Annotated in this window: 14 protein-coding genes and 1 pseudogene; 8 read left to right on the top strand and 7 right to left on the bottom strand. The window is 60.2% G+C overall.

Features of this window, described 5'->3' with window-relative positions; genetic code table 11:
• From HDF16_RS08175 to HDF16_RS08160, 4 genes are read left to right on the top strand one after another with little or no spacing between them, the layout of a single operon-like run.
• The gene (locus HDF16_RS08175) at positions 1 to 1,377 is read left to right on the top strand and encodes an amidohydrolase family protein (RefSeq protein ID WP_184215383.1); all 1,377 of its coding nucleotides are present in this window, start codon (positions 1 to 3) and stop codon (positions 1,375 to 1,377) included.
• 3 nt (positions 1,378 to 1,380) lie between these two features.
• A complete protein-coding gene (locus tag HDF16_RS08170) occupies positions 1,381 to 2,145 on the top strand; it encodes an ABC transporter ATP-binding protein (protein ID WP_184215380.1) in 765 nt (254 codons plus the stop codon).
• A complete protein-coding gene (locus HDF16_RS08165) occupies positions 2,142 to 2,906 on the top strand; it encodes an ABC transporter permease (protein WP_184215377.1) in 765 nt (254 codons plus the stop codon). Before HDF16_RS08170 ends, HDF16_RS08165 begins: the two co-directional genes overlap by 4 nt.
• Positions 2,906 to 3,664, top strand: coding sequence for an ABC transporter permease (locus HDF16_RS08160; protein WP_184215374.1), 759 nt, complete (start codon positions 2,906 to 2,908; stop codon positions 3,662 to 3,664). Before HDF16_RS08165 ends, HDF16_RS08160 begins: the two co-directional genes overlap by 1 nt.
• 55 nt (positions 3,665 to 3,719) lie before the next feature.
• Here HDF16_RS08160 and HDF16_RS08155 read toward each other — a convergent pair whose 3' ends face one another.
• Both HDF16_RS08155 and HDF16_RS08150 read right to left on the bottom strand, forming a co-directional pair.
• Entirely contained in the window at positions 3,720 to 4,301 is a 582-nt protein-coding gene (locus tag HDF16_RS08155; RefSeq protein ID WP_184215371.1) for an AAA family ATPase, read from the bottom strand.
• Positions 4,302 to 4,378: 77 nt separating this feature from the next.
• Entirely contained in the window at positions 4,379 to 5,305 is a 927-nt protein-coding gene (locus HDF16_RS08150) for a LysR substrate-binding domain-containing protein (RefSeq protein ID WP_184215368.1), read from the bottom strand.
• A gap of 463 nt (positions 5,306 to 5,768) precedes the next feature.
• On the opposite strand from HDF16_RS08150, the gene HDF16_RS08145 reads away from it, so the two are divergent.
• A complete protein-coding gene (locus tag HDF16_RS08145; RefSeq protein ID WP_221312599.1) occupies positions 5,769 to 8,960 on the top strand; it encodes a TonB-dependent receptor in 3,192 nt (1,063 codons plus the stop codon).
• Between the two features lie 73 nt (positions 8,961 to 9,033).
• Here the strand turns inward: HDF16_RS08145 and HDF16_RS08140 are convergent, their stop codons facing one another.
• The 3 genes from HDF16_RS08140 to HDF16_RS08130 are packed head-to-tail and all read right to left on the bottom strand — an operon-like array spanning position 9,034 to position 13,164.
• Positions 9,034 to 10,758, bottom strand: coding sequence for a tetratricopeptide repeat protein (locus HDF16_RS08140; protein WP_348641289.1), 1,725 nt, complete (start codon positions 10,756 to 10,758; stop codon positions 9,034 to 9,036).
• 45 nt (positions 10,759 to 10,803) lie between these two features.
• A complete protein-coding gene (locus HDF16_RS08135; protein WP_184215362.1) occupies positions 10,804 to 12,597 on the bottom strand; it encodes a tetratricopeptide repeat protein in 1,794 nt (597 codons plus the stop codon).
• Complete coding sequence (locus HDF16_RS08130; protein WP_184215359.1) at positions 12,598 to 13,164, bottom strand: hypothetical protein; 567 nt, start codon at positions 13,162 to 13,164, stop codon at positions 12,598 to 12,600.
• A 71-nt stretch (positions 13,165 to 13,235) separates the two neighbouring features.
• On the opposite strand from HDF16_RS08130, the gene HDF16_RS08125 reads away from it, so the two are divergent.
• Positions 13,236 to 15,707 carry an amylo-alpha-1,6-glucosidase gene (locus tag HDF16_RS08125; protein WP_184215356.1) on the top strand — a complete coding sequence of 824 codons (2,472 nt, stop codon included), beginning with the start codon at positions 13,236 to 13,238 and terminating at the stop codon, positions 15,705 to 15,707.
• Here the strand turns inward: HDF16_RS08125 and HDF16_RS31205 are convergent, their stop codons facing one another.
• Both HDF16_RS31205 and HDF16_RS30555 read right to left on the bottom strand, forming a co-directional pair.
• Positions 15,708 to 16,142, bottom strand: coding sequence for an alpha-glucosidase C-terminal domain-containing protein (locus HDF16_RS31205; protein WP_281383439.1), 435 nt, complete (start codon positions 16,140 to 16,142; stop codon positions 15,708 to 15,710).
• 105 nt (positions 16,143 to 16,247) lie between these two features.
• Positions 16,248 to 17,546, bottom strand: a pseudogene (locus HDF16_RS30555) (alpha-amylase family glycosyl hydrolase); the annotation flags it as partial.
• Positions 17,547 to 17,984: 438 nt separating this feature from the next.
• On the opposite strand from HDF16_RS30555, the gene HDF16_RS08115 reads away from it, so the two are divergent.
• Both HDF16_RS08115 and HDF16_RS08110 read left to right on the top strand, forming a co-directional pair.
• A complete protein-coding gene (locus HDF16_RS08115) occupies positions 17,985 to 21,656 on the top strand; it encodes a TonB-dependent receptor (protein WP_184215353.1) in 3,672 nt (1,223 codons plus the stop codon).
• 102 nt (positions 21,657 to 21,758) lie between these two features.
• Positions 21,759 to 22,817: a tetratricopeptide repeat protein gene (locus HDF16_RS08110; RefSeq protein WP_246408871.1), complete on the top strand. Its 1,059-nt coding sequence runs from the start codon at positions 21,759 to 21,761 to the stop codon at positions 22,815 to 22,817.
• Positions 22,818 to 22,832: the final 15 nt, after the last annotated feature.

Genomic DNA, 22,832 nt, shown 5'->3' with positions numbered 1-22,832 from the left:
GTGGAGCAGCCGCAGCAGATAGACCTCTTGATTGATGGCGCCTACGTGGTCGCGTTCGACGCAGTTGGCACCGAAGTGAAAGACGCCGCAATCGCCATCGTTGGCAACAGCATCGTCTGGATCGGTCCGGCCGGCGAAGCCACGTCACGCTTCATCGCGAAAGACAAGCTCGATGCTTCGGGCCTCATTGCCATGCCCGGATTCGTCGACGGGCACCTGCACACGGCGCAACAGTTCCTGCATGGCAAGCTCGCGGCCATCAGGCGCAGAGGACAGTTGAAGGAACCGGGCTGGTCAAACTACCTCGTCCCCTTCGAGGCCTGCCTTGAGCCTGAGGACATCTATTGCAGTGGCCTCGCGGCGTATGCCTCGATGATTTCAAGTGGCACGACGTGCTTTCTTGAAGCCGGTGGCCCGCATCCCGATGAGATGGGACGCGCCGCCGACGAGATCGGTATTCGTGGCCGCATCGCGCTCTCCACCATGGACTGCGACGAGAGCATTCCCGCTGGCTCACGCTTCACCACCGACGAGGCGCTCAAGCAGAACGAAGCTCTCGTCAAGCGCTGGCAGCATCATCCGCGTGTGAATGCGTGGCTCGCACTGCGGCAGATCATGGTGAACACGACCCCGCTCACGCAGGGCATGAGCGAGCTGGCGAAGCAGCTCAACACGCCGATCCATACGCATCTTGGCGAAGGCGCCTACGAGGTGGACTATTCGGTCGCCAAGTGGGGTCTGCGGCCGGTGGAGTACATGGAGAGCATCGGCGCGCTCGATGAAAATATCCACGCCGCCCATTCCGTGCTGCTCAGCCTGAAAGAGCTCGATCTCTACCAAAAGCGCGATGTCTCCGCCTGCCATTGCTCGTTCAACAACTACACCATGGGTTCGCCGCGTGTGCTGGAGATGCTGCATCGCGGTATCCGCGTCGCGCTGGGCAACGATGGCGCGGCCACACGCGGCAGCCTCGATATGTTCGAGGTCGTCCATGCCGCGACCGTTGGCCAGCAGGCTGTCGGAGGCGCGCCTTATCACATCGAAGCGCCCATCACGCATGAGCAGATGCTCGCCGCCGCTCTGCGTGGAGGTTCGCAGGCCGCTCGCCTTCCGGACAAGATCGGTTCGCTCGAAGCAGGCAAGCTCGCCGACCTCATCCTCGTTGAGTGCGATAGCTTTGCGCAGTTCCCAAATCACGATCCCCGCATCACCCTCGCCGAAAGCACCGTCGGCCCCAACGTTCGCACCGTCATCATCGATGGCCGCGTCGTGATGAAGGACCGCATCCTGCTCACCGTCGACCTCACCGCGATGAAGCAGAAGGTCGCATCGCGTTACGCGAACATCATGGAGCGTTACGATAAGGCCATCGCATAAACCATGGCCGCCATCGAGATCAGCAACGTCAGTAAATCGTATGCTCTGAATCGCAAGTCTTCGGTGACTGCGCTCCAGGGCATCGACCTCTCTGTCGCGCAAGGCCAGTTCGTCGCGCTAATCGGTCCCTCAGGCTGCGGCAAGAGCACGCTGCTGCATCTCGTCGCAGCGCTCGAGGCCGTCTCTGCCGGGTCTATCTTGATCGACGGTGAACCGCCGGCCGCTCTGCGCGACCAGCATCGCCTCGGCATTGCGTTTCAGGATCATGCCTTGCTGCCGTGGCTCTCCGTCGAGAGCAATCTTGCCCTGCCCTACAAGATCGCTGGCGTCGCGGTCGATAAGGCGCGCATTAAGCACCTCATCGAACTCGTGGGCCTGGTTGGCTTCGAGCACGCGAGGCCCTCACAGCTATCGGGCGGCATGAGGCAGCGCGCGGCCATCGCGAGATCACTGTGCCTCGATCCCGCGCTGCTCCTGCTCGACGAACCCTTTGGCGCACTCGATGCTGTCACCCGGATGCGCATGAACATTGAGCTGCAGCGCATCTGGCTGGAGCGCAGGCCAACGACACTACTGGTCACTCACTCGGTTGAAGAGGCGATCTTTCTCGCGGACCGCGTGATCGTTCTCGGAGGCCGGCCCGGCACAATCGTCGAGAGCATCGACGTCCCATTCCCGCGCCCGCGACCCGTCGAGCTCATGCGCTCCGAAGAGTTTCATAGGCTCACCGATTACCTTACGGTCCTGCTGGAGCCGTCCCTCCGATGACAGGACCACGCGAAAAGACGAGCGTTGGCCAAATCTCGCTGATCGTTGCCGTGCAGTTAGCCCTGCTTGCCGCGTGGGAGCTTCTCGCGCGCTCAGGCGCGCTCGGCATCTCGGTCCCGGCCCTCAGCAGAGTGTTGCAGGTTTATGCACAACCGAGATTCGCTGCCCTGCTCTACAGGTCGGCGATGGCGACAGGCAAGTCCGCGCTCACCGGGTTGCTGATTGGAATCGTGATCGGAATTGTAACCGCGATGGTTGCACATCTGCTGCGGCCGCTGCGCCCCGGTCTCGATCGCCTTGCGGTCACCATTAACGCTATTCCCGCCGTGGCTCTTGGCCCCATCTTCATCCTGATGGTCAGTCGCGAACTGACCCCTTCGCTACTCGCCACCATCCCCGTATCCTTTCTCATCTACATCGCTGTTAGCTCCGGCCTGCGCACGGCTTCGACCGGGCTCGGCAGGATGATGACCACCTTCGGCGCAGGCAAAGTGAAGCGCCTGTTCTATCTCGAGATCCCTTCCGCTCTGCCCTCGTTCCTTGGCGGAGTAAAGGTTTCCATGACTGCCGCGATGATCGGTGCCATCGTCGGCGAGTGGTTCGGTGCGCCCACGGGCCTCGGCATCGTCATCCTGAACACAATGCAGAACTTTGAGATTCCGCTCATGTGGGCTGCCGTTCTATTGGTTGCAGGTCTTGCGCTTACCGGCTACGGCATCGCGCACCTGCTCGAACGTCTTGTCACGCGGAGGTTCGCCTAATGGGCCTCGCAGTCCGCCTCGTAATGCGCCTCTTCGAGCAAGCGTGGGGGCTCATCGCCATCTTCGCCTTCTGGCAGATATGGGTGATGGCGAACCATTACAACAGCATCGTGATCGTCTCGCCGTTAGCTGTCTTGCGCGACATGGCGCTGAACCCAATGATCTATCTGCTGCCTTCGCTGTGGACGCTTGCCTTCAGCCTCGGCGGTCTCGCCGCAGGCATGTCCATCGGCTTGCTTCTCGCAATCACAGCATGGAGGTGGCGTCTCTTCGCCGGGACCATAGGACCGACGGCGCTGCTGATCAGTTCGACGCCGGTGGTCTGCCTCATCCCCCTGCTCGCGCGCATCTTCGGCTACGAGAGCCGCACGGAGTTCGTCACCGTAGCCGTCATGTCTTTCTTTCCGTGCTTCGTCTTTGCCACCGCCGGCCTGCGCGCGTTGCCACCTATGTCGCGCGAGCTCTTCCACGTCCTTGCCGCCTCGCGCAGCCGCCAGCTACTCTCGCTCGCTCTGCCTGCTGCCATTCCCAGCCTGTCCATCGCTCTACGCGTGGGCGCTGCAACCAGCGTACTGGTCACAATGGTTGCCGAATACCTGATGCAGACCGGAGGCCTTGGCAACATGTTCGCGCTCACCAGCCAGGCCTTTCAGACGGAGCGCGCATGGGGAGCGAGCCTTGCAGCGATGATGCTATCGGCGATTCTCTACACGATTGGTGGGGCAGTCGAATTGAAAGTTCGCGAGCGTTTCCGATAGCGGAAGCTTCTTGCCCATCGCATCGCGATCATGAGATGGGCGAAAACAGATGTTTCTACTTCTCTTCCTTGGCCCCAAGGTATAGCTCGTCAAGATACTTGCCCCACGGCGTCTGTTCTTCGGACAGCTTGTTGCGGAGCTTCGCGCCATCTGTCCACCAGTGCTTGACGTCGCGCCCCATCTCCGCGCCGCGCCGCGTGTGCAGGTCGACCATGAAGTCCTCGACCACTACTTTGCGCTCACCGCGCGCCGTCGCAAACTGCGCCCAGCATGCAAGCTCCATCGAGGTGTTGTCCTTCTTCGCGGTTGCCAGCAGACGCACAGCATGGACGGAGTACATCCAGCGATCGCCGCGATCGGCCATGCGCAGGCGCTGTTGATTCAGCGACTCAAGAATCACCGGAGCCTCGATCAAACCAAAGCCCACATCTTCTGTCGCGATGATCTCAAGCCTGCGCCACAGCACCTCTTCGGCCTCTGGGCCGCTCGAGAAAAACTCGTACGCGGCAAGTACCGCTTCTTCAATCAGGCCGCGACGAATCGACTTTTGCAGCACCGAGCGCAACTCATCGAAAGGGAAGCCGTTGACCGACGTGGCGCGGCTCCAGACATCCTGACTCTGGTAGTTCTGGGACATGATCTTCCTCACTGGATTTCCAGCTTGGTCGTCTGAGGAGGTTCAGACCTCGATGCCGGAAGGGTTCACCTTCAATTTTACGCGACTTCAATCGCCGAGTGGCGCTTCCCAATCGTGCACGAGATGGAGATGATCGACCGGATCACAGGCGAAGGCTCGCCAGCTCGCGTTGCTATCCCCAACTCTGAAAGCGCAGGCTCACGGCTTCCCACAATGGGTTTGACCACGATGGAATCGTTCGGCAGCGAAAGCACCATCCGTGGAATGATCGCGATCCCCACGCCCGTCGCCACCAGTGTCGCGGCAAGATACATCTCATCGATCTGTTGCGCCACGACCGGCTGAAAGCCAGCCTCGCTGCAGAGTTCCAGAAAGTGATCGTGAAATCCCGGAGCCCACTTGCGTTCGTAGAGGATGAACCGTTCCTCGCGCAGATCTTCCATCCGCACATGCGGGCGTGTGGCCAACTTGTGTCCACGCGGCAGGCAGACGACGAGCGGCTCATGGTGGACCGGAGTGATGCGCAGTCCCTTCGCTTCAACCGGCAGGCGGACATAGCCGATGTCGATGTTGTCCTCTTCAAGCGCCGCAATGGTCAGGCTGGTATGCAGCGAGAACAGGTCGAGCTTGATCCCAGGATGCTGCTTATGGAACTCGATCATTATCTTCGGCATGATCTCCTTCAGCACCGAAGGAGGGAAGCCGATGCGAACGCGACCTGTCTCGCCGCGAGACACGCGCTGTGTTGCCAGGATGGCCTGATTTGCGCTCTCGAGGGTCGCGCGCGCCCCGGCAAGGAACGTCTCTCCGGCTGGAGTCAGCCTTACCGATCGCCGGTTGCGGTCCAGCAACTGAACGCCAAGCTCCTCCTCCAGCCGTTGAATCTGGGCTGTGACGGCAGGCTGCGAGAGGTGAAGGTGCTCGGCTGCGTGTACGAAGCTCTTCCTCTCGGCAACCGCGATAAACGAGGTAAGGTGCCGGAGTTCCAGTGGAGTGAACCTCAACAAATTTTTCTTACGATAACTGAACGCTAATCTGTTGGTAACAGCGTGTCAAATGAGTTTTCGCCAGTCGTGGCGAGCGTTTCAGCGAGAGCGCCACGATTGCAACGCCGCTTCCCGCCTCAAAACTGATTACGACATCACCACATTCGATTAGACGCGCGAGGACAGTACGTGTTTAATTGAAGCATCTTCCAGATAACTTCCCGTTCCGAACCTTTCACAGGTTCCATACGGACCCAGGTTTTGCCAGTCGCGTCGAAGTGAGGGACCACGCCGTCCTGAACTCATCCGTTGACCGCAGAGGCAACAGCGAACTCTACCTCCCTGGTCGATCTTGCCTCAGCCTGCGACGCCACGGCACCTCGCTCGATTTCCATTTTTGTTAGAGGGCAACCGAGGCCCTTGCAGCCGTTCACCACAGCCTCACCACCACTGTTGTAGTTCTTTTCTTCGCGAGGTCAATATGTCAGGCAAGACTCTTCGTCGCTCCGCTCTCTCTTTGAGCACCGCCCCGCGCGTTTCCCGGTTGCTTCTTCGCGCCGGTCTGCTCGCAGGCTCCGTCTTCGCGTTCAATCTCGCCGCCATCAATCTTGAGCCGATCGCCTTTGCCCAGTCACTGGCTGGCCTTGGAGCGTTGAACGGAACAGTCGCCGATGCGGCGGGCGCAGTTGTGCCCAAGGCGACCATCGTAGTGACCAACCCCAAAATTGGCTTGAAGCGCGAGATCGTTGCCAGCTCCGATGGAAACTTCGAGGCCTCTTCTCTGCCGCCGGAAGATGGCTACGTAGTCACCGTTACGGTACCCGGCTTCGCCACCTACGAAGTCACCAAGGTCAGCGTCCACGTCGGTCAGACGACGGGCGTTCCGATCAAGCTGACCGTCTCTCAGGCGACCGAGACCGTAACCGTTGATGCCTCCATCTCCGAACTCGACACCACCCGCTCCGGCGTCTCGGCGCTCGTCGATCAGAAGGAGATCAACGATCTTCCAATCAATGGTCGCCGCGTCGACCAGTTCGTCCTTCTCACCCCCGGCGTCACCACTGACGGTGCAGGCGGCCAGGTCACCTTTCGCGGCGTTCCCGGCAACAACATCTTCCTGCAGGACGGTATGGACGTAACCCAGCAGTGGGGACAGGATGACGCAGGCAGCACCAGCGCATTCTCCCCGCTGAGCCAGGACGCGGTGCAGGAGTTCCAGGTGCAGACCTCAGGCTACAGCGCGGAGTTCGGCCATGCCGCTGGCGGAATCATCAACACTCTCACAAAGAGCGGCACAAACAGCTTTCACGGTTCCGCATTCGAATTCTTCAAGAACCGTACGCTCAACGCAACGGATCCCTATTCACTGGACAGTGCCGGCAATTCCTTCAATCCTCCGAACTGGCGGCATCAGGTCGGCGGCAGCGTCGGCGGACCGATCATCAAGGACAAACTCTTCTTCTTCGGTAACACCGAGATCACCCGCGAGAGCCGCCCGCTAGTTTCCTCGACGACCGGTGCCAAGACCGAGTTAAACCCAGACGGCAGCTTTGTAGCTGGGGCGTGCCTGGCCTCAGCGACGCAGTGCGCGGCGGCCCAGGCATACATTCAACGAACGTTTGCAGTCCTTCCCCGCAAGCTGAATGAGAACGTCGGTTTTCTCAAGGTCGACTACCGGCCCAGCGACAAGGACAGCGTCAGCATGAACTTCAACCTGATGCAGTTTGCGTCGCCGAATGGCACGGTCAGCGCATCCGCTCTGGCCGATGGCAGCGGCTTCTACCCGAACGGCAACCAGATCGACCTAACCCGCTGGGCGCGCTTCTCCGAAACTCACGTCGTCTCCCCGACTGCGTTGAATGAGTTCCGCTTCGGCTGGTTCAAGGACACACGTAAGCAATCCATCAACCAGGCGATCACGCCTTCGAATGGGCTCGTCTCCGGTCTCTCAGTGAATGATCTGGCGAATCTTGGTCTCTCAGTTAACATTCCCAACTCGCAGCCGTCTGAAGATCGCTTCCTCTTCGTCGACAGCTTCTCGAAGACGGTACAGAAGCATCAACTGAAGTTCGGTGCGGAGACGAACTACCTGCGTGATGTGGAGAATGCTCTCTTCTTCGCGAAGGGGACTTACTCCTACGGAGATATCACCAGTTGGGCGGAAGACTTGACCCCGGTTGCGGGAGATCCACTCGCAGGTAAGCGTTATAACTATTTCCTGCAGAGCTTTGGCCCGTTACTTACGCGGGCTATCGTTCGTGACTATAACTTCTACGCGCAGGACCAGTATCAGGTGAATCACAAGCTGACACTGAACCTCGGTGTGCGCTACGAGTTCAACCGCTTCACCCAGCCACCTCTGAACCCCGACTACCCCCAAACCGGCCAACTCAACGAGCCTCTTGGCAACGTTGCTCCGCGCATCGGCTTTGCCTACTCAATGAACGAGGGCGCAACCGTTCTCCGCGGCGGCTACGGAATCTCTTATGCCCGGCTGCCTTCTGCCAGCGTCATTCGCCTGCAGCAACGCAACGGAGTCATTCAAAAGACGATCTTCTTTACCTCGTCCACGCCGGGGGCTCCGACGTTCCCAGGCTATGATCTCGCAAGCAACCTGTCTGGCGGCAGCCCCAATAGCACCCACGCGGATACCAACCTGAAGACCCCTTACACCGAGCAGGCCGACCTGACGCTCGAACAGAAGATCGACAAGAAGACGACTCTCGATGTTGCCTACTTATTGAACGTGGGTCAGGATTTTCTGACGCGTAAAGACGACAACCTGGTCGCCCCGACTCAGACGTTCACCTACATCATTCAGGATGCCAGCGGCAAACAGACTGGCACCTATACGACGCCCATCTATACGGCTGTGAAAGATCCCCGTTACCAGGTGCTCAACCACATCTATAACGGCGGCAAGATCTACTACGACGCCCTCGCAGTCTCTATGGCGCGGCGTCAATCGAAGTCCACCTCGTTCAATCTGGCGTACACATGGTCGCACGCGATCGACCTCGGCCTCGGTGCCGGAGCGGACAACATCTACTACACCGACCCACCGCTTTCAGTGTTGAACGGTGATCCGAAGAGCGAAAAAGGACGCTCGCCGCTTGACCAGCGTCATCGCCTGGTTGCCAGCGGCCTCATCGCCAATCCGTTCCATGCCTATGGATCGGAGTTGCTGAACCAATCTCTCAATGGCTGGCAACTCTCGGCAATCGAAACTTACGCAACTCCACAGGGAGTCAACTCGGATGTAAGCATCTCCACCCTTCCAACCAATGCTTTCAGTGGTGTCTACAACTCCACCATCAGTGGAGATGGCATCGGTTTTGCCGCCTACCAGCGTGTTCCCTTCGTTCCGCGCAGCAACCTGAACCTCGGAACGACGATCCGAACGGATCTTCGCCTGACCAAAGAGTTCAAGTTGCCGAAAGAAGAGTCCATCACACTCAACTTCGAAGGCTTCAACGTCTTCAACTACATCACCACGACTTCGGTCCAGCAGGTTGCTTACGTAGCATCAACGAACGGCGCGGATACCCCTAACCCCGGGACTATCGGCTACTTAACAGCGCAACCGAGCGCAGGTACTGGAACGGCTTCTCAAGGCTTCCCCGACGGCACCAACGCCCGGCGTGGACAGGTCTCCGTACGCTACACGTTCTAACTGCAACCCTGGTTCTCTCACCAGCAAGCCCCGCAGACCAAAAGTCTGCGGGGCTTGCTCTTTGTGACCGTGACTACTTCTTCGGCAACTGCGGATTCAGCAAGCAGCGCTGCCCGGCGTACTCGCCCGTATCGGCGAAGCGCCGCAGTTGCGGGTCATCGGGATTCGATCGCCGAAGCCGCTCAAGCAATGCAGCCGCCTTCTCGCGCCGATCGAGACTGCACTCGATGAACGCCAGGTTCAGCCCCGCCGCAGTACGCGAAGGATCGGCATCGACAAGCCGTTGCAGCAGGTTGATCGCCTCAGGCACACGGCCCGATCCAGCATCGAGCACCGCCAGATTCGCCAGCGCCGTCGGCTCCCACGGATCCGTCTCCAGCGCAGACTTGTACGAGGCTGCTGCTTTCCCCGCATCGCCGCTGATCTGCTCTAGATACCCAAGCCGCACCGCCACATCGACACCCGCCGGAGCTCTCGCCGGCAGCTTTGACAGCAGGCCTAGCGCGGTTCGCGCGGCTGCACGATCGCCGTGTCCTGCAAGCTGTGCATAGGCGAGCCCAGTCTCGCGGTCACCTGCCTCGAATCCACCCACAGCTACAAGCTTCGACATATCATTCGCCCCAAGCGTCGCAAGCTGCAATCCGCCCTGCGAAGCTGGCCGCGCCTCGATATCGTGATCGGTGACCTGCTCATGCGAGATATCAACCGTCTTTCGCGTCGGCATGTGGCAGGTCGCGCAGTCCTGCTGTTCAGAATGATGCGTCGCCATCGCGGACTCCGTATGGCACGCGAGACATCGTGCGCGGAAGTACGACACTCGCTCGGCAGCCGAAGGGGCAGAGTGCGGATCATGGCAAGTCGTGCAGGTGAGCTTATCGCCGCTGGCCCGTTTGCACGCACTCCGCAGAAGCGCTTCGTACTGACTGGTCGCTCGCCTTCCATCCCCAGGCTCGCTCGCGCGCACAAAATAGACGGCGATGTCGGAGAGCTTATCTCCCGGCCTGAACTGGGCCAGAGATCGTCCGGGCCGATAGACCACTGCATCGCCCTCAAGATGGCACTGGATGCACGCGCTGTCTCTCTCCGCGACCGGCAGCTTGCCGGGGTTCACAATCGGCCCGTGGCCCTTGTCCGCGAGATGCCGCGTAGGATCGCCGTGGCACGCGCTGCAACCGATCCCGCCTTGCCGGAACGGCGCTGCCGCGTAATGATTCCGCGCGTCCTGCAAGGACGCTTGCACGTCCGTCGCATGGCAGTGCAGACAGTTCGGATCGACGGGCAGCGGTGCAGGCATGGCTGTAACGTTATCGAACGCCGGAGCCATGTCCCACGCCGCGCGCCGGGTGTAGTAGTTGATGGGAAGCTCGTACCAGCGACCACTCTCGTTGAAGAGATAGGTGCGTCCGCGGTGGCCAGAGCCAACGTAAAACTCAACCCGCCGCTCTCCTTCGAGAGCTCCCCGAGCCGTGTCCGGCGCGGCCTTCGCCGGACGCGAGTAGGACATCCATGCAGCTCCATCCCGCTCGAAGACTCGGTAGTCCACGCCCGACGGAGCGTGATGAAATCCCCCGGCGATCAGCCCGTCCATCGCCACGCCGCTGCCGCGCGCCATGCCCGTCTGGCGGTACTTGTCATAGATCGTCTGGTGGCACGCCGCGCACGCCGCGTCCGGATTCTCCAGTGTAGCGCGGCTGCCTGGAGTGGCGTGAACGACGGCCACCCTCGGCGCATCGACATACAGCACAGACGCTGCGATCGCGATCAATGCGAATGCGATCACACGTCGGAATGTCGGCACAGTATTCAAGCGGACCTTCTTTTCGTTCGGCACTCTAGTTCGAGCTTACGGCTTCTTTGCCGAGGCCAACGCCTCCGCTTGCTGCCGTTCCACCGCTGCATCTGCGGCCTTCCCTTGCCGCATGTAGGCCTCAGCCAAGAGGCGGTGCGGCTCGGCGAGGGATGGCTCAGCATGTACCGCAGTGATCAACTGAAAGACCGCATCGCCCAGCTTGTTCTGCTCCAGTAGAGTGCGTCCGCTCTTCAACGCAAACTCAGCCCGCTGGCGACTCATTGCCGCCCGGCTCAGGTCTGCGGCTGTCTTGCGCTCCGCCGCAGCCTCTGCTGCGTGACCGGCCTGGCTCTCCAGCGTCGCAAGCTGGATGTGCAGGCTGGGCTGGTCAGGCTGCAGCTCGATCGCATGGTGCAACGCATCGGCCGCTGCCGCTAAATCGCCCGAGTCCTTCAATACGCCGCCTAACAGCGCCCACGCGTCTCCATTCTCAGGCCGCAGTGCGGTAGCGCGTCTCAGGTTCGCAATCGCCTCGGGATACTTTCCCTGTTGCATGTAGATGACGCCAAGCGTGTACGCGGGGTCGGGAAGCGTTGAGTCCAGCGACGCTGACCTTTCGAACTCCGGCACCGCCTCGGCGAGGTTGTCCTTCAGCTTGTAGGCCAGCCCCAGGTCATAGTGCAGATGCGCATTGTCCGGCTCAATCGCCAGCCCCGCCTTGAACTGTATGATCGCGTGGTCGAGGTCTGCCTTTTGTAGATAAGCCGCGCCAAAGTCCTCACGCAGCGTCGCAGAGTCCGGCCCAATCGCCAGCGCCTGCGCATAGATAGGTAGAGCGCCCACCGCATCGCCAGTAAGCACGCGGGCAAGCGCGTAGTTGATCAATGCGGACCCGCGCGCAAACGATGTCTTCGCCGTCGCGTCCGAGGTCGCAGCCGCAAACAGTGGAAGAGATCCAGCGGCGTCTCCGCTTGCCTGCAGCGCGAGTGCAAGCGAATAGAGCGAGTCGGGCGTTTGCAGCTTCGTTCGAAGCTCCGTAGCGCGATGAAGATGCTCAAGCGCCTCGGCATCGCGATGCCCTGCGGAAAGCGCCCGCCCAAGTTGAAGCTGTGCATCGAAGCTGTCATGCGCCGCTGCTACCGCTTTATCCGCAAAGGGAATGGCTTCGGCAGGTCTGTCCAGCGCAAGCAGAGCCGCAGCCGCGTGGAGTTGTGGAGCCGCCTGTGCCGGATCGATCGCCACCGCACGTTCGAAGTGCGGGAGCGCCGTATCCAGCTTGCCCTGCTGCGCCAACGCCGTACCCAGTCCATCCTGCAGCAGCGCAGAGTCTGGAACCGCATCGACGCCACGCTGCAGCAACTCGACAGCGGACTGAAGCTGACCGGTTGCTGCCAGTGCCGTCGCATAGGCGAGCGTCTCATCAGGCGAAAGAGCTGGCGTCTCCGCACCTGAAAGGCCCGCGCCGAATGCCTTCACGGCGTCGTTGTAGTGTCCAAGCGCAGTCTGCGCCCGGCCCAGGTTTATCGCGACGGCATAATCATCCGGAGCAAGCCTGAGTGCGATCTCCAATTCGCGCACCGCACTCTCGTTCTCACGGAGCGCCAGCAACGCCGAACCGAGCGCCGCGTGTCCGGGCTCCACCTGCGGGGCTAGTCGCACGACGGTGGAGAAGTCGCGCTTCGCACTGACGAAGTCTCCAACCTGCATCGCGGCTACGCCATGCACCATAGCGGCTTTCGCCGCGTTCAGGTTCGTCGCCTTCGACTGCGCGGCTTGGCCATCGCATTGGCATGGAAGCAGAAGGAGCGCAACTGCTACGCCCCCCGCAAAGACACACGACCTCGGCATCTAGTTCTGCTTCGGCGCAGCTTCAAACGTGACATAGCTGCGGCCCAGGTAAAGGCGGTAACGGCTGGCGGAGCCTGGATCAGGCAGCACCTGGAGTGGGTTCGGTCTCGGCAGCGCGGCATCCCGCGTCGTTGTCGTCGAGAGCAACTGGTTCGCTCCAAGGTCCATCACCACCATCTTGTCGTCCGCAATGAAGCCGAAGCCATAAGCGCCAGGAGCGAGCTTTTGATCGCCCAGCATCAGCGGCACCTCGGTAATCAGGTAGGCCTGGTAGGTCTCCTTCACCGCCGTCGAGTAGCCCGATGTATCCACCAGCGCCGTCAACACCAGCTTCGAATCCGCAAACCTTACGCCGCCCGAGTTGCGTGCCTGGATAGGAGCCGACAGTCCGCGGTAGAAGACCTTCTCTGGCAGAATCGCTGCCGCCTGTTCGCGGTTGAGGATGCCAACCTTCGCAGTCGCAGTAGAACTCTGGGCCTGCAACGCTGCACCGTAAAAAATAGTAATAGGGGAGGAGAGCAGGGCAGCCGCAAGCAGCATCGATCGAACAGAAATTACGGTCTTCATAGGTGCTCATCCTACGGAACTGGCTCTACAGTTTGCAAGGTAGAATTAGGTCGCTTTCAAGGGGTGTCTCCATGTTGTACCGCGCGCTCGCTTCCATACTCGCACTTTCAACGATCCACGCGGCGGCGCAGCAGCCAGCCCTCCATCCTCTAAGTGCCTTCCCATTGCGAACCGATGGCCCCATGCTTCGCCAGGGCGTGCAAACGAAGGTTCCCTTTACCGTCGCAGGCCAGCGTGGTGTCATCGTGGGCCAGCAGCAGGGAGTCTTCGAAGGCTGGGTACTTCCGGTCAAGCTGCTAAGCCACATGACCATCGAGGCGAACATCGAAGGCTACCCCGTTCCGCTCGACCTCAACTCCATGGCCCGAGAGATCGAGGTGCGCCCCGACCGCACCACCATCACCTACTCGCACATCGCCATGACGTTGCGCCAGATCATGTTCGCGCCCAACGAAATGCCCGAGGGCACCGGTGCCGCTGTCCTCTTTCAGGTCGACTCCGTCCGCCCGGTCGACCTCACCTTCCGCTTCACCGGCGAACTGCGCAAGATGTGGCCGGCGCTCAGCAGCGGCCAGCCTTCACCGGAGTGGGTCTCCGAAGGCAAGTCAGGCCTCTACGTCCTCCACTCAGACTTCGACGACTTTGCCGGCGCGGTCGCTCTTCCCGGTGCAACCTCAGGCATCATGGCTCCCTATCAGGAACAGCCTCAGACTCATCCGCTCGAGTTCCGCCTGCACATCGATCCGAAGACCGATCGCGATAAGTTCTATCCCTTGCTGATGGCCGTCGGCAGCACGAAGGCTACTGCCTCCAGCACCGCCCTGCGTGCAAAGCTCGCCGAGGTCGACGACCAGATCCCCTCGCTTTACGCGGCACACGCTGATCGCTATCGCAAGGAGGAACAGACGATCACCGAGATCGTCACGCCCGACGCTGGACTGAACGAAGACTTCTCCTGGGCCGAGACGTCCATCGACCAACTCCAGGCCCGCGCTCCCGATGGCGAGGTCGGCCTCGTCGCCGGATACTTTGCCTCGGGCGACTCCGCTCGGCCCGGCTTCGGATGGTTCTTCGGACGTGACTCGCTCTACACGCTCTACGCCATCGACAGTTACGGCGATCACGCGCTCGCCAAAACCGAGCTTGAGTTTCTGATGAGGCGCCAGCGCGCCGACGGAAAGGTCATGCACGAGTACTCGCAGACCGCAGGTGAACTTGACTGGAGATCCCTACCCTACGAATACGCCGCCGCCGATGCCACCCCGCTCTTCCTCACCGCCATGCTCGACTACGTCCGCAGCACCGGCGACGTTGCGTTTCTACAGACGCACCGCGACGCCGTGATGAACGCATGGACCTTCGAGACCACGCACGACGCCGATGGCGACGGCATCTACGACAACGCGCAGGGAACCGGCTGGGTCGAAAGCTGGCCTCCCGGCATGCCGAAGCAGGAAGTCTATCTTGCCCTGCTCGATGAGCAGGCATCGCGAGCGATGAGCGACCTCGCCACGTTGCTCGGTTCGGGAGATATCTCGACCGCAGCAAAGACTCGCGCGGCAAAGCTCCATGACACGATCGAACACGAGTATTACAGTGCCCCATCCAATACCTACGCCTTCAGCCAGAATAACGGCACGCTCGACACTACCGCGACCATCTATCCTTCCATCGCCTGGTGGAACGGCGGCAAGGGAATTGACCACCCTCAAGCCAGCCTTCGCCGCTGGGCTTCGCACGACTTCGCGACCGATTGGGGCGCGCGTGACATCGCCGCCAGCGACCCGCTCTACGACCCCATGAGCTACCACCAGGGTTCGGTCTGGCCGCTCTTCACCGGCTGGGCATCCATCGCACAGTACCGCTCCGGCAACGCGCTCGCCGGCTATCAAAGCGCCATGCAGAACGCCGATCTGACCCACGCGCAGGACATCGGTGCCGTAACCGAACTGCTATCAGGCGATCTCTTCGAACCCTTCGGTCGCAGCACCAGCCACCAGCTATGGTCTTCCGCCATGGTCATCACACCGGTCCTGCGCGGCATGTTCGGCATCGGCGTCGACGCGCTGAAGCATGAGATCACTGTCGAACCTCACCTCCCCGCAGACTGGACCAGTGCTGAAGTGAAGCGCATTCACGTCGGCGATTCTATGGTCGATCTCTCGTTTCAGCGCGAACGGTCCACACTCGTCGTCTCCTTGCACCAGCCCGCGGGGGCAAAGCTCCGCCTCGCCAGGGCATCGGGCGATGGAGTTACGTTGCGTCTCCCGCTGCCAGCGGTCGAAGTCGCCATCAGCCATGGCCTGCCGACACCCGGCTCACGCACCGAGCAGATGAAAGTTCTCAGCGAGGTTTACGAGTCCCACTCGCTGCGCCTCGAACTCGAAGCCATGGGTGGCACTCAATCGCTCCTTAACCTGCGCCTCAACGATCCCAAAATAGCCATGAAGATCGAAGGGGCGAAGCTCGATGCAGACAAGCTGCATGTCGACTTCGCCCCCGGTTCAGGATATGTAACGCAGATGGTTACGATTCGTTGGTAGCTACTCCACGCTTGCAACCCAGCTCGCGAACGGTGGCAGCGTGACACTTGTCAGCGTGCCTGTCGACTTCAACGAAGCCGCATCCGTCGCCAGCGTCTTCACCTTCGTGCCCGCAACGCCCGCGCCGCTCAAGTCCAGGGAGATCGTCTTCGCCTCCGCCGTGCAGTTCATCGCAACTACTACCGCCGATCCCGACCCGGTCGAACGAACGTAGGAGAGCACGTCATTGTTGCTCGTATCGAGCATCGTCATCTTCCCGTCGCGCAACGCGGGCGTTGTGCGACGAAGCTCGATCAGTTTCTTGAACCACTCAAGCTGAGAACCCGGTTCCCTCGACTCCACAGCTACGTTGATCGTTTTGTAGCTCGAAGGGATCGGCAGCCACGTCTTTGGATTTGTGCTGAACCCGGCTTGCGGACCCGTCGTCCACTGCATCGGTGTCCGTTCGCCGTCTCGGCCCTTCTCCTTGGGCCAGCCGGCAAGTCCGGTTGGGTCTCGCACATCTTCCTTGCGCGTCGGCGTGGTCGTCGGCATGCCAAGCTCCTCGCCGTAGTACATCAGCGCCGTAGCCTTCGTAGTGAAGAGCATCGTCGCCAGCAGCTTGTTGATCTCGCCGTTATGCACGCCGTCGCCATAGCGGTCGATGGCGCGCATATTGTCGTGGTTATCGAAGACGATCAGCGGCTGCGACCCATGCACCTGCGTCTGCACCTCTTCGAGATGCTGCCGAAACTTCGCAACGTCAAGCTTCGCGTGATCGCCATTCATTCCGATCAGCATGTCCATCGGAAGCTGCAGTTCATTCTTCGCCTCGCCGCCGTACCACTTGTCCAGCTCCGCGGTGTTCGGCAGATACGTCTCGCCGATCAGCACCCGGTCGCCCGGATAGGTAGCTACCATCGCCCGCATCCGCCGGATCACGTCATGCACCTCCGGCAGGTTACTGGTATAGATGTCGCTCACCGCCGGGTCGCCATAGGCATTCGTTCCGCCGGTCTCAGGTTCATTGCGCAGCTGCGGATCTTCAAACAGCGTAGGAATCGCGTCCAGCCGGAAGCCCGCCACGCCACGATCCAGCCAGAAACGCATTGCATCGAAGCAGGCCTTCTCGACCACGGGATTGCGCCAGTTCAGATCCGGCTACTCCTTCTCAAACTCGTGATAGTAGAACTGATGCACCGCCGCCACCCACTCCCACGGCGAGCCGCCAAAGATGGACACCCAGTTATTCGGCGGGACCTTCCCCTCATGCTCATACTTCTTCTGCAGCGCCGTCACGCCCGCCGAGCCGGCCGGGATGCCATCGTTCCACACATACCAGTCATGTTTCGGATTGGTGCGCGAGCTCGCTGAATCGATAAACCACTGGCTCTTGTCGGAGGTGTGGTTCAACACCATGTCCAGCACCACCCGGACGTCGCGCTTCTTGCCCTCCGCCACTAGCCGGTCGAAGTCCGCGAGCGTTCCGTACTGCGGATCGACAGCCTCATAGTCCGAAATGTCGTACCCAAAGTCCATCTGCGGCGACGGGTACATCGGAGCAATCCAGATCGCGTCGACTCCCAGATCATGTAGATATCCCATGCGCTGGGTGATGCCGTTCAGGTCGCCTACACCGTCGCCGTTCGAGTCCAGAAACGACCGCGGATAGATCTCGTACACCACCGCGTGTTTCCACCACGTATCGGCGCCAGCCGAGCCCGCTTGAGCTTCCGCAGACAATACCGGGAACGCCCAGGTTAGGGAAGCGATTGTTGCCAAAGCGAATGTCGCTACAGCCGCGCGGCGAAGGGCGCGGGTACCTTCAAGCAGGCAGACGCGGGCGGAGTACAAGTCCATCGAAGGGCCTCCAGAGACAACGTTGAGAAATATAGCATTCCCTTGCTGAAGGGGAACAAGCTGTCATGTCATTCGATCAGTAACGGGGCGGATTTCAAGTAAACGATTTCTCAAAACCGTTCGGGCGCAATGGAAATGCGCTCGGAAACGCTGAAGCCAAGCGATTATCCACCATATTCAAGAAATCGTTACCTCAAAAACAATTGTCATAGCATTTGTGGGACAAAAAACCCCGAGCTCCCCGATAAAACAGTTGACAACTCCGCAACGCCGTCATTAGGGTTACCAGCGCAATCGAAACTTCACTTTCAGTGGAACCAGTCTCTTCCCAAAGAGGAAGCGCCTTTGACAAGCGCAGGGCTGTTCCGCCAGTAGGCCAATAAGCCAGAGTGAACTGAACGCAAAGAAGCAAGGAACGCAATTTTGAGGGGGAGTGACATGAGAAGTAAGTTTCAATATCTAAGGTTGTCGCTCGCTGTGGGCGTGGTCGCCGTTCTTCTGGCCTCCGGTCACAGTGCGCTGGCACAAGCAATCTTTGGGCAAATCGCCGGAACGGTTACCGATTCCACAGGTGCGGCAATTCCTAACGCCACCGTCGTTGTAAGCGACGTTGCCAAGGGCACATCGATCACCGTCACCAGCAACGGCGACGGCCAGTTCACCGCAAGCCACCTGATCCCGGACACATACTCCGTCAAGGTCAGTGCCCAGGGCTTCAAAGGATTTGAGCAGAAAGGCATGGAGGTTCACGCCGACGACTCGCTGAACGTCGCGGCTATCCTGACCATCGGCTCGTCCGATCAGGTCGTTGAAGTCTCCGCCGACCAGGTTCCGCAGTTGAAGACTGACCGCGCAGACGTCGCGACGACCTTCAACACTCAGGAGATCGGCGAACTCCCGATCCCGGATCATAACTTCACCAACCTGCAGCTCCTGCTGCCCGGCGCCGTACAGCTCGGATGGGCTCATGCCGCCTCAGAAAACCCGCAGGGCTCCAAGCAGATCCAGGTCGACGGCCAGGCCTTCGGCGGCGTCAACTACACCCTCGACGGTACCGACAACCAGGATCCGATTCTCGGAATCATCGTCGTCAATCCGAACTCGGAATCCATGTCCGAAGTCAAAATTGCGACGCAGAACTTCGACGCTGAATTCGGCAAGGCGGTATCGTCGGTTCAAACCGTACAGACGAAATCTGGTACCAACGCATTCCACGGTTCGGCGTTCGACAATCGTGAGAGCAATGCTAACCTCGCTCGCGACCCCTTTACAGTAACCAAGGCAGCGGGATATCCCGGTGGTCTGAAGAACCAGTTCGGTGGCTCCATCGGCGGTCCCGTACTGAAGGACAAAATATTCTTCTTCGGGGACTACCAGGGTGTGCGGCAACGTGTGGGTGGTTCGGGCCTCGGCTCTGTCCCGTCACTTCGTGCTCTTCAAAGCTGCACCGGCGCTGCCGGTGCGTTCTGCGACTTTAGTGAGTATCTGCCCTACGGGTTCCAGATCTATGACAACACCGTCGCCGGAAAAACAACGCCCTACGCGCAAAATATGATCCCGCTGAGCCAGGTCTCTCCGCGTGCGCAGAAGCTCTTCGCGCTGCTCCTTGCTGGCGGAAAGACTCCCAATCAGACACCGTCTACCGCTAACGACAACGGTCTCTACAATAACTATGCTGGCACCGGCAACGGTATCTTCAACAGCAACCAGTGGGATGTGCGTGGTGACGCGACTCTGAACCAGAGGATGCACGTCTTCGGTAGGTTTAGCCGCTTTACCGACGTTCTCAGTGGCGGAAGCCTCTTCGGTGCGGCAGGTGGCCCCGGTCTGGGAATTGCGGGCTTCGGTGGCAAATCGCTTGGCGCGAACGACTCACTCGCTCTTGGAACTGACATCGTCGTCAATGCAAAGCTTGTTACGGACGTCCGCCTGGGCTACTTCCGCTACAACATCTCGACGGCAAAGAACGATCCTGGGAACACCAACCTCCCGTTTCTCGGTGAAAACGACGGCACAGCGGTCAACTACGGAACGCCGGACATCCGCATTGCCGACCTGAACGTCTCGAACGCGTCACAGGAAAACAGCGGTCAAAACACGGGTGCTCAGTTTGGCACCGGCTTGCAACAGAACCACTGCAACTGCCCGCTGAAGGAGAAGGAAGACCAGTTCCAGATCGTCAACAACTGGACTAAGACGATCGGAAATCACTCGATCAAGTTCGGCGCCGACATCCGTTATGCGCGTAACCTGCGCGTACCGAGCGACGCCGACCGTACCGGGGTAAATCACTTTGACGAGGGCCCAACTTCCAACGGTTCCACCGGTGGTCTCGGCTGGGCGACGTTCATTCTGGGAGACGTAAGCCGCTTCAATCGCTACACTAGCTCCTTCGCCGGCGAAGCCAATGCCAAGGAGTTTCAGCCCCGCGACTTCTTCTACGGACAGGACACATGGCGCGTCACCCAGAAACTCACGGTCAACGCTGGTCTCAGATACGAGTACTATGCTCCGGAGCGGGTCAACGGTAAGGACAACGGTGCTCTGCTCAACCTTTCCACCGGTTTCATCAATGTAGCGGGCGAGGGCGGCATTCCTTTGAACATGGGTGTGGGAGCCGCAAAGAACGCCTACAATCCTCGTCTTGGCGTTGCCTACCAGTACAACGAGAAGACTGTCATCCGCGCCGGATACGGTCGTAGCTTCGATCTTGGCGTCTTCGGATCTGAGTTTGGCCACGTTGTAACGCAGAACCTGCCGGTGCTTGCCAACCAGTCGCTGACCGGAACTGGCACCAACACCAGCTACGCCTTCAACCTCAGCGATCCTACAAACGCAGCGGTTCCGGTCAATATGGGCTTGTCAACGGGTGCGCCAGCAAATGCAACCAGCCCCCTGCAGGCGTTTGGCGTCCCCACAATCAGCTCTGCTGGACAGATATCCATCCAGCAGAATGTGCCCGGCACAACGGCCTCCATCGGAAGCCAGGTCAACGTAAAGGCGCGTCCTTTCACGGTGCGCCTGCCTACGCTTGATGCTTGGAACGCCGCGGTCCAGCGCTCGATTACCCCAACCCTGTCGCTCGAAGTCGCCTACGTAGGCAACAAGGGGACGCATACGCTGAGCGATGGTGACGGCAACAACACTAACCCGAATGAGCCTGCAGTTTTCCTGCCTGCATCCTTTACACAAAACGGCGTAGCACTCCATTACGACGGTTCCGTTACGACCGGTGTGGCAGCGGACGGCGGAACCTCGAACACGACGCTACTTCGCCGCTATACAAACGGCACGCTGCCGGCCTGCACGGGACCCTGCGGATGGACGCAGGATATCTCCTACTACGGCAACAACCAGGACACCCACTACAACTCGATCCAGGCGAAGCTCACCAAGGCTTACACCAAGGGGCTCAGCATCAACCTCAACTACGCTTACGCTCGCGCAACCTCGAACTCCAGCGGGCTTGCTACCTGGGATAAAGCTGCTGTGAGAATTCAGGACAGCGCTGTACGCCGCTCGGCCTTTACGGCATACGGCCTCTACCAGCTGCCCTTCGGTCACGGCAAGCAATTCCTCGGGAACTCAAACGCGGTCGTCAACTACCTCGTTGAAGGATGGGAGTTCAGCCCTGTCGTTCAGTGGCAGAGCGGCCTACCCTACACACTCAGCTACAGCGAGTGCAGTGCTGTGCTCCCGAGCGACGCTCCGTGCCGGGTGAATGGCGACGTTGGCGCTCTCAAAACCGGCATCAAGGGCGTTCCAGGAAACGGAATCACCTTCTTCTCTAAGTCTGGAACAAAGGGCGTTTTGCCTTCAGGCTTCACGTACCCCGGGCTGGATCAGATTGGTAATGTTGGTGGTAACTCGGCCTTCGGTCCGCATTTCTTCAACGCCGATATGTCGATCTCCAAGAACATCACCTTCAAGGAGCGTTATGTCGCCCAGTTCCGCATGGACGCCTACAACGCCTTCAACCACATCAACCTAGCTACTCCGGACGGCAACCTTGAAACCGGCGGTAGCATCGGTGGCGGTCCCTTCCCGGCCGGTATCGGTGGAACCACCAACCCGCGGCAACTGCAGTTCACCGTTCACTTCCAGTTCTAACCAACGAACACAACCTGAAGGTGGGAGCGGAGATTTCTCCCTCCCACCTTTTGCTTTGCATGTAGCCTTTCTTCCATGGGTCGCTCCGGAGTCTTTCGTAGCATGAACACCGCAGCAAAATGTATGGGCACGGCGTGCCTTCTCCTGCTCTTTACCTTCTCCCCTCTCGCTCAGCAGCCAACGTCCGCGAACGAACCTCCCCAATCGCAGCAATCGGCTGCAATAAACCTGACCGCCATCCGTAAGACCATCGACACCGGCCATCCCGCCGACGCTCTCCAACGCCTTCAAGATCTTCGCAAGTCAGGCGATCAGCCGGGCCTCAGCCGTCTCGAAGGCCTCGCCCACTACGCGCTCAACGACCTAAAGGCTGCCGACACCGCCTTCGCCGCCGCGCTCGTCTTCGATCCATCAGACATCGAATCGACCCAGATGCGCGGCCTCACTCTCTTCCGCCTTGGCCGCCCCGCTGACGCTATCCCTCTGCTTGAATCCGCTGCCGCCAAAGGCAGCCTCGGCAAGGCAGATCCCAACTACATCCTCGCCCTCTGCTACATGGACACCCGCCGCTACGACGACGCGCGCCACGCCTTCGCCGCACAATTCGGCTTCCAGCCCGACAGTGCCGCCGCCTATCTCGCCGCCGCCCGCATGTTCCTTCGCCGCGAGTTCATCCCCGTCTCGCAGACCTTCGCGCAAAAGTCTCTGGAACTCGACCCCGCACTGCCGTTGGCACACGAACTCCTCGGCGAGATCGCCCTCGCAGGCAATCATCTCGACGACGCCATCGCCGAGTTTCAGAAGGAGAAGGAGCGCAACCCCCTCGAAGGCTCAATCTACGACCGCCTCGGTGACGCCTACACCCGTGCCGCTCGTTACGATGACGCGCAGCGCAGCCTGCAAGCGGCCCTCCTCTTGGAGCCGAACGCGACCGGTCCCTACATTCTTCTCGGCAAAACCATGCTGAAGAAGGGAGATGCGGTTGCCGCCACAACTTACCTTGAGCACGCCAACCAACTCGACCCATCCAACTACATCACGCACAGCCTTCTCGGGCAGGCCTATCGCGCGATGAGCCGCGCAGAGGACGCCAGCCGCGAGACCGCTACGGCACAAAAGCTTCAGGCCGCAACCGAGCCCAGGCTCGATGGCCCTCACTAAATGCCTCGCCCTCAC

It is taken from the genome of Granulicella aggregans (assembly GCF_014203275.1).
In the GTDB taxonomy this organism is placed as follows: domain Bacteria; phylum Acidobacteriota; class Terriglobia; order Terriglobales; family Acidobacteriaceae; genus Edaphobacter.
This window is presented reverse-complemented; position numbering and strand designations above follow the sequence as displayed.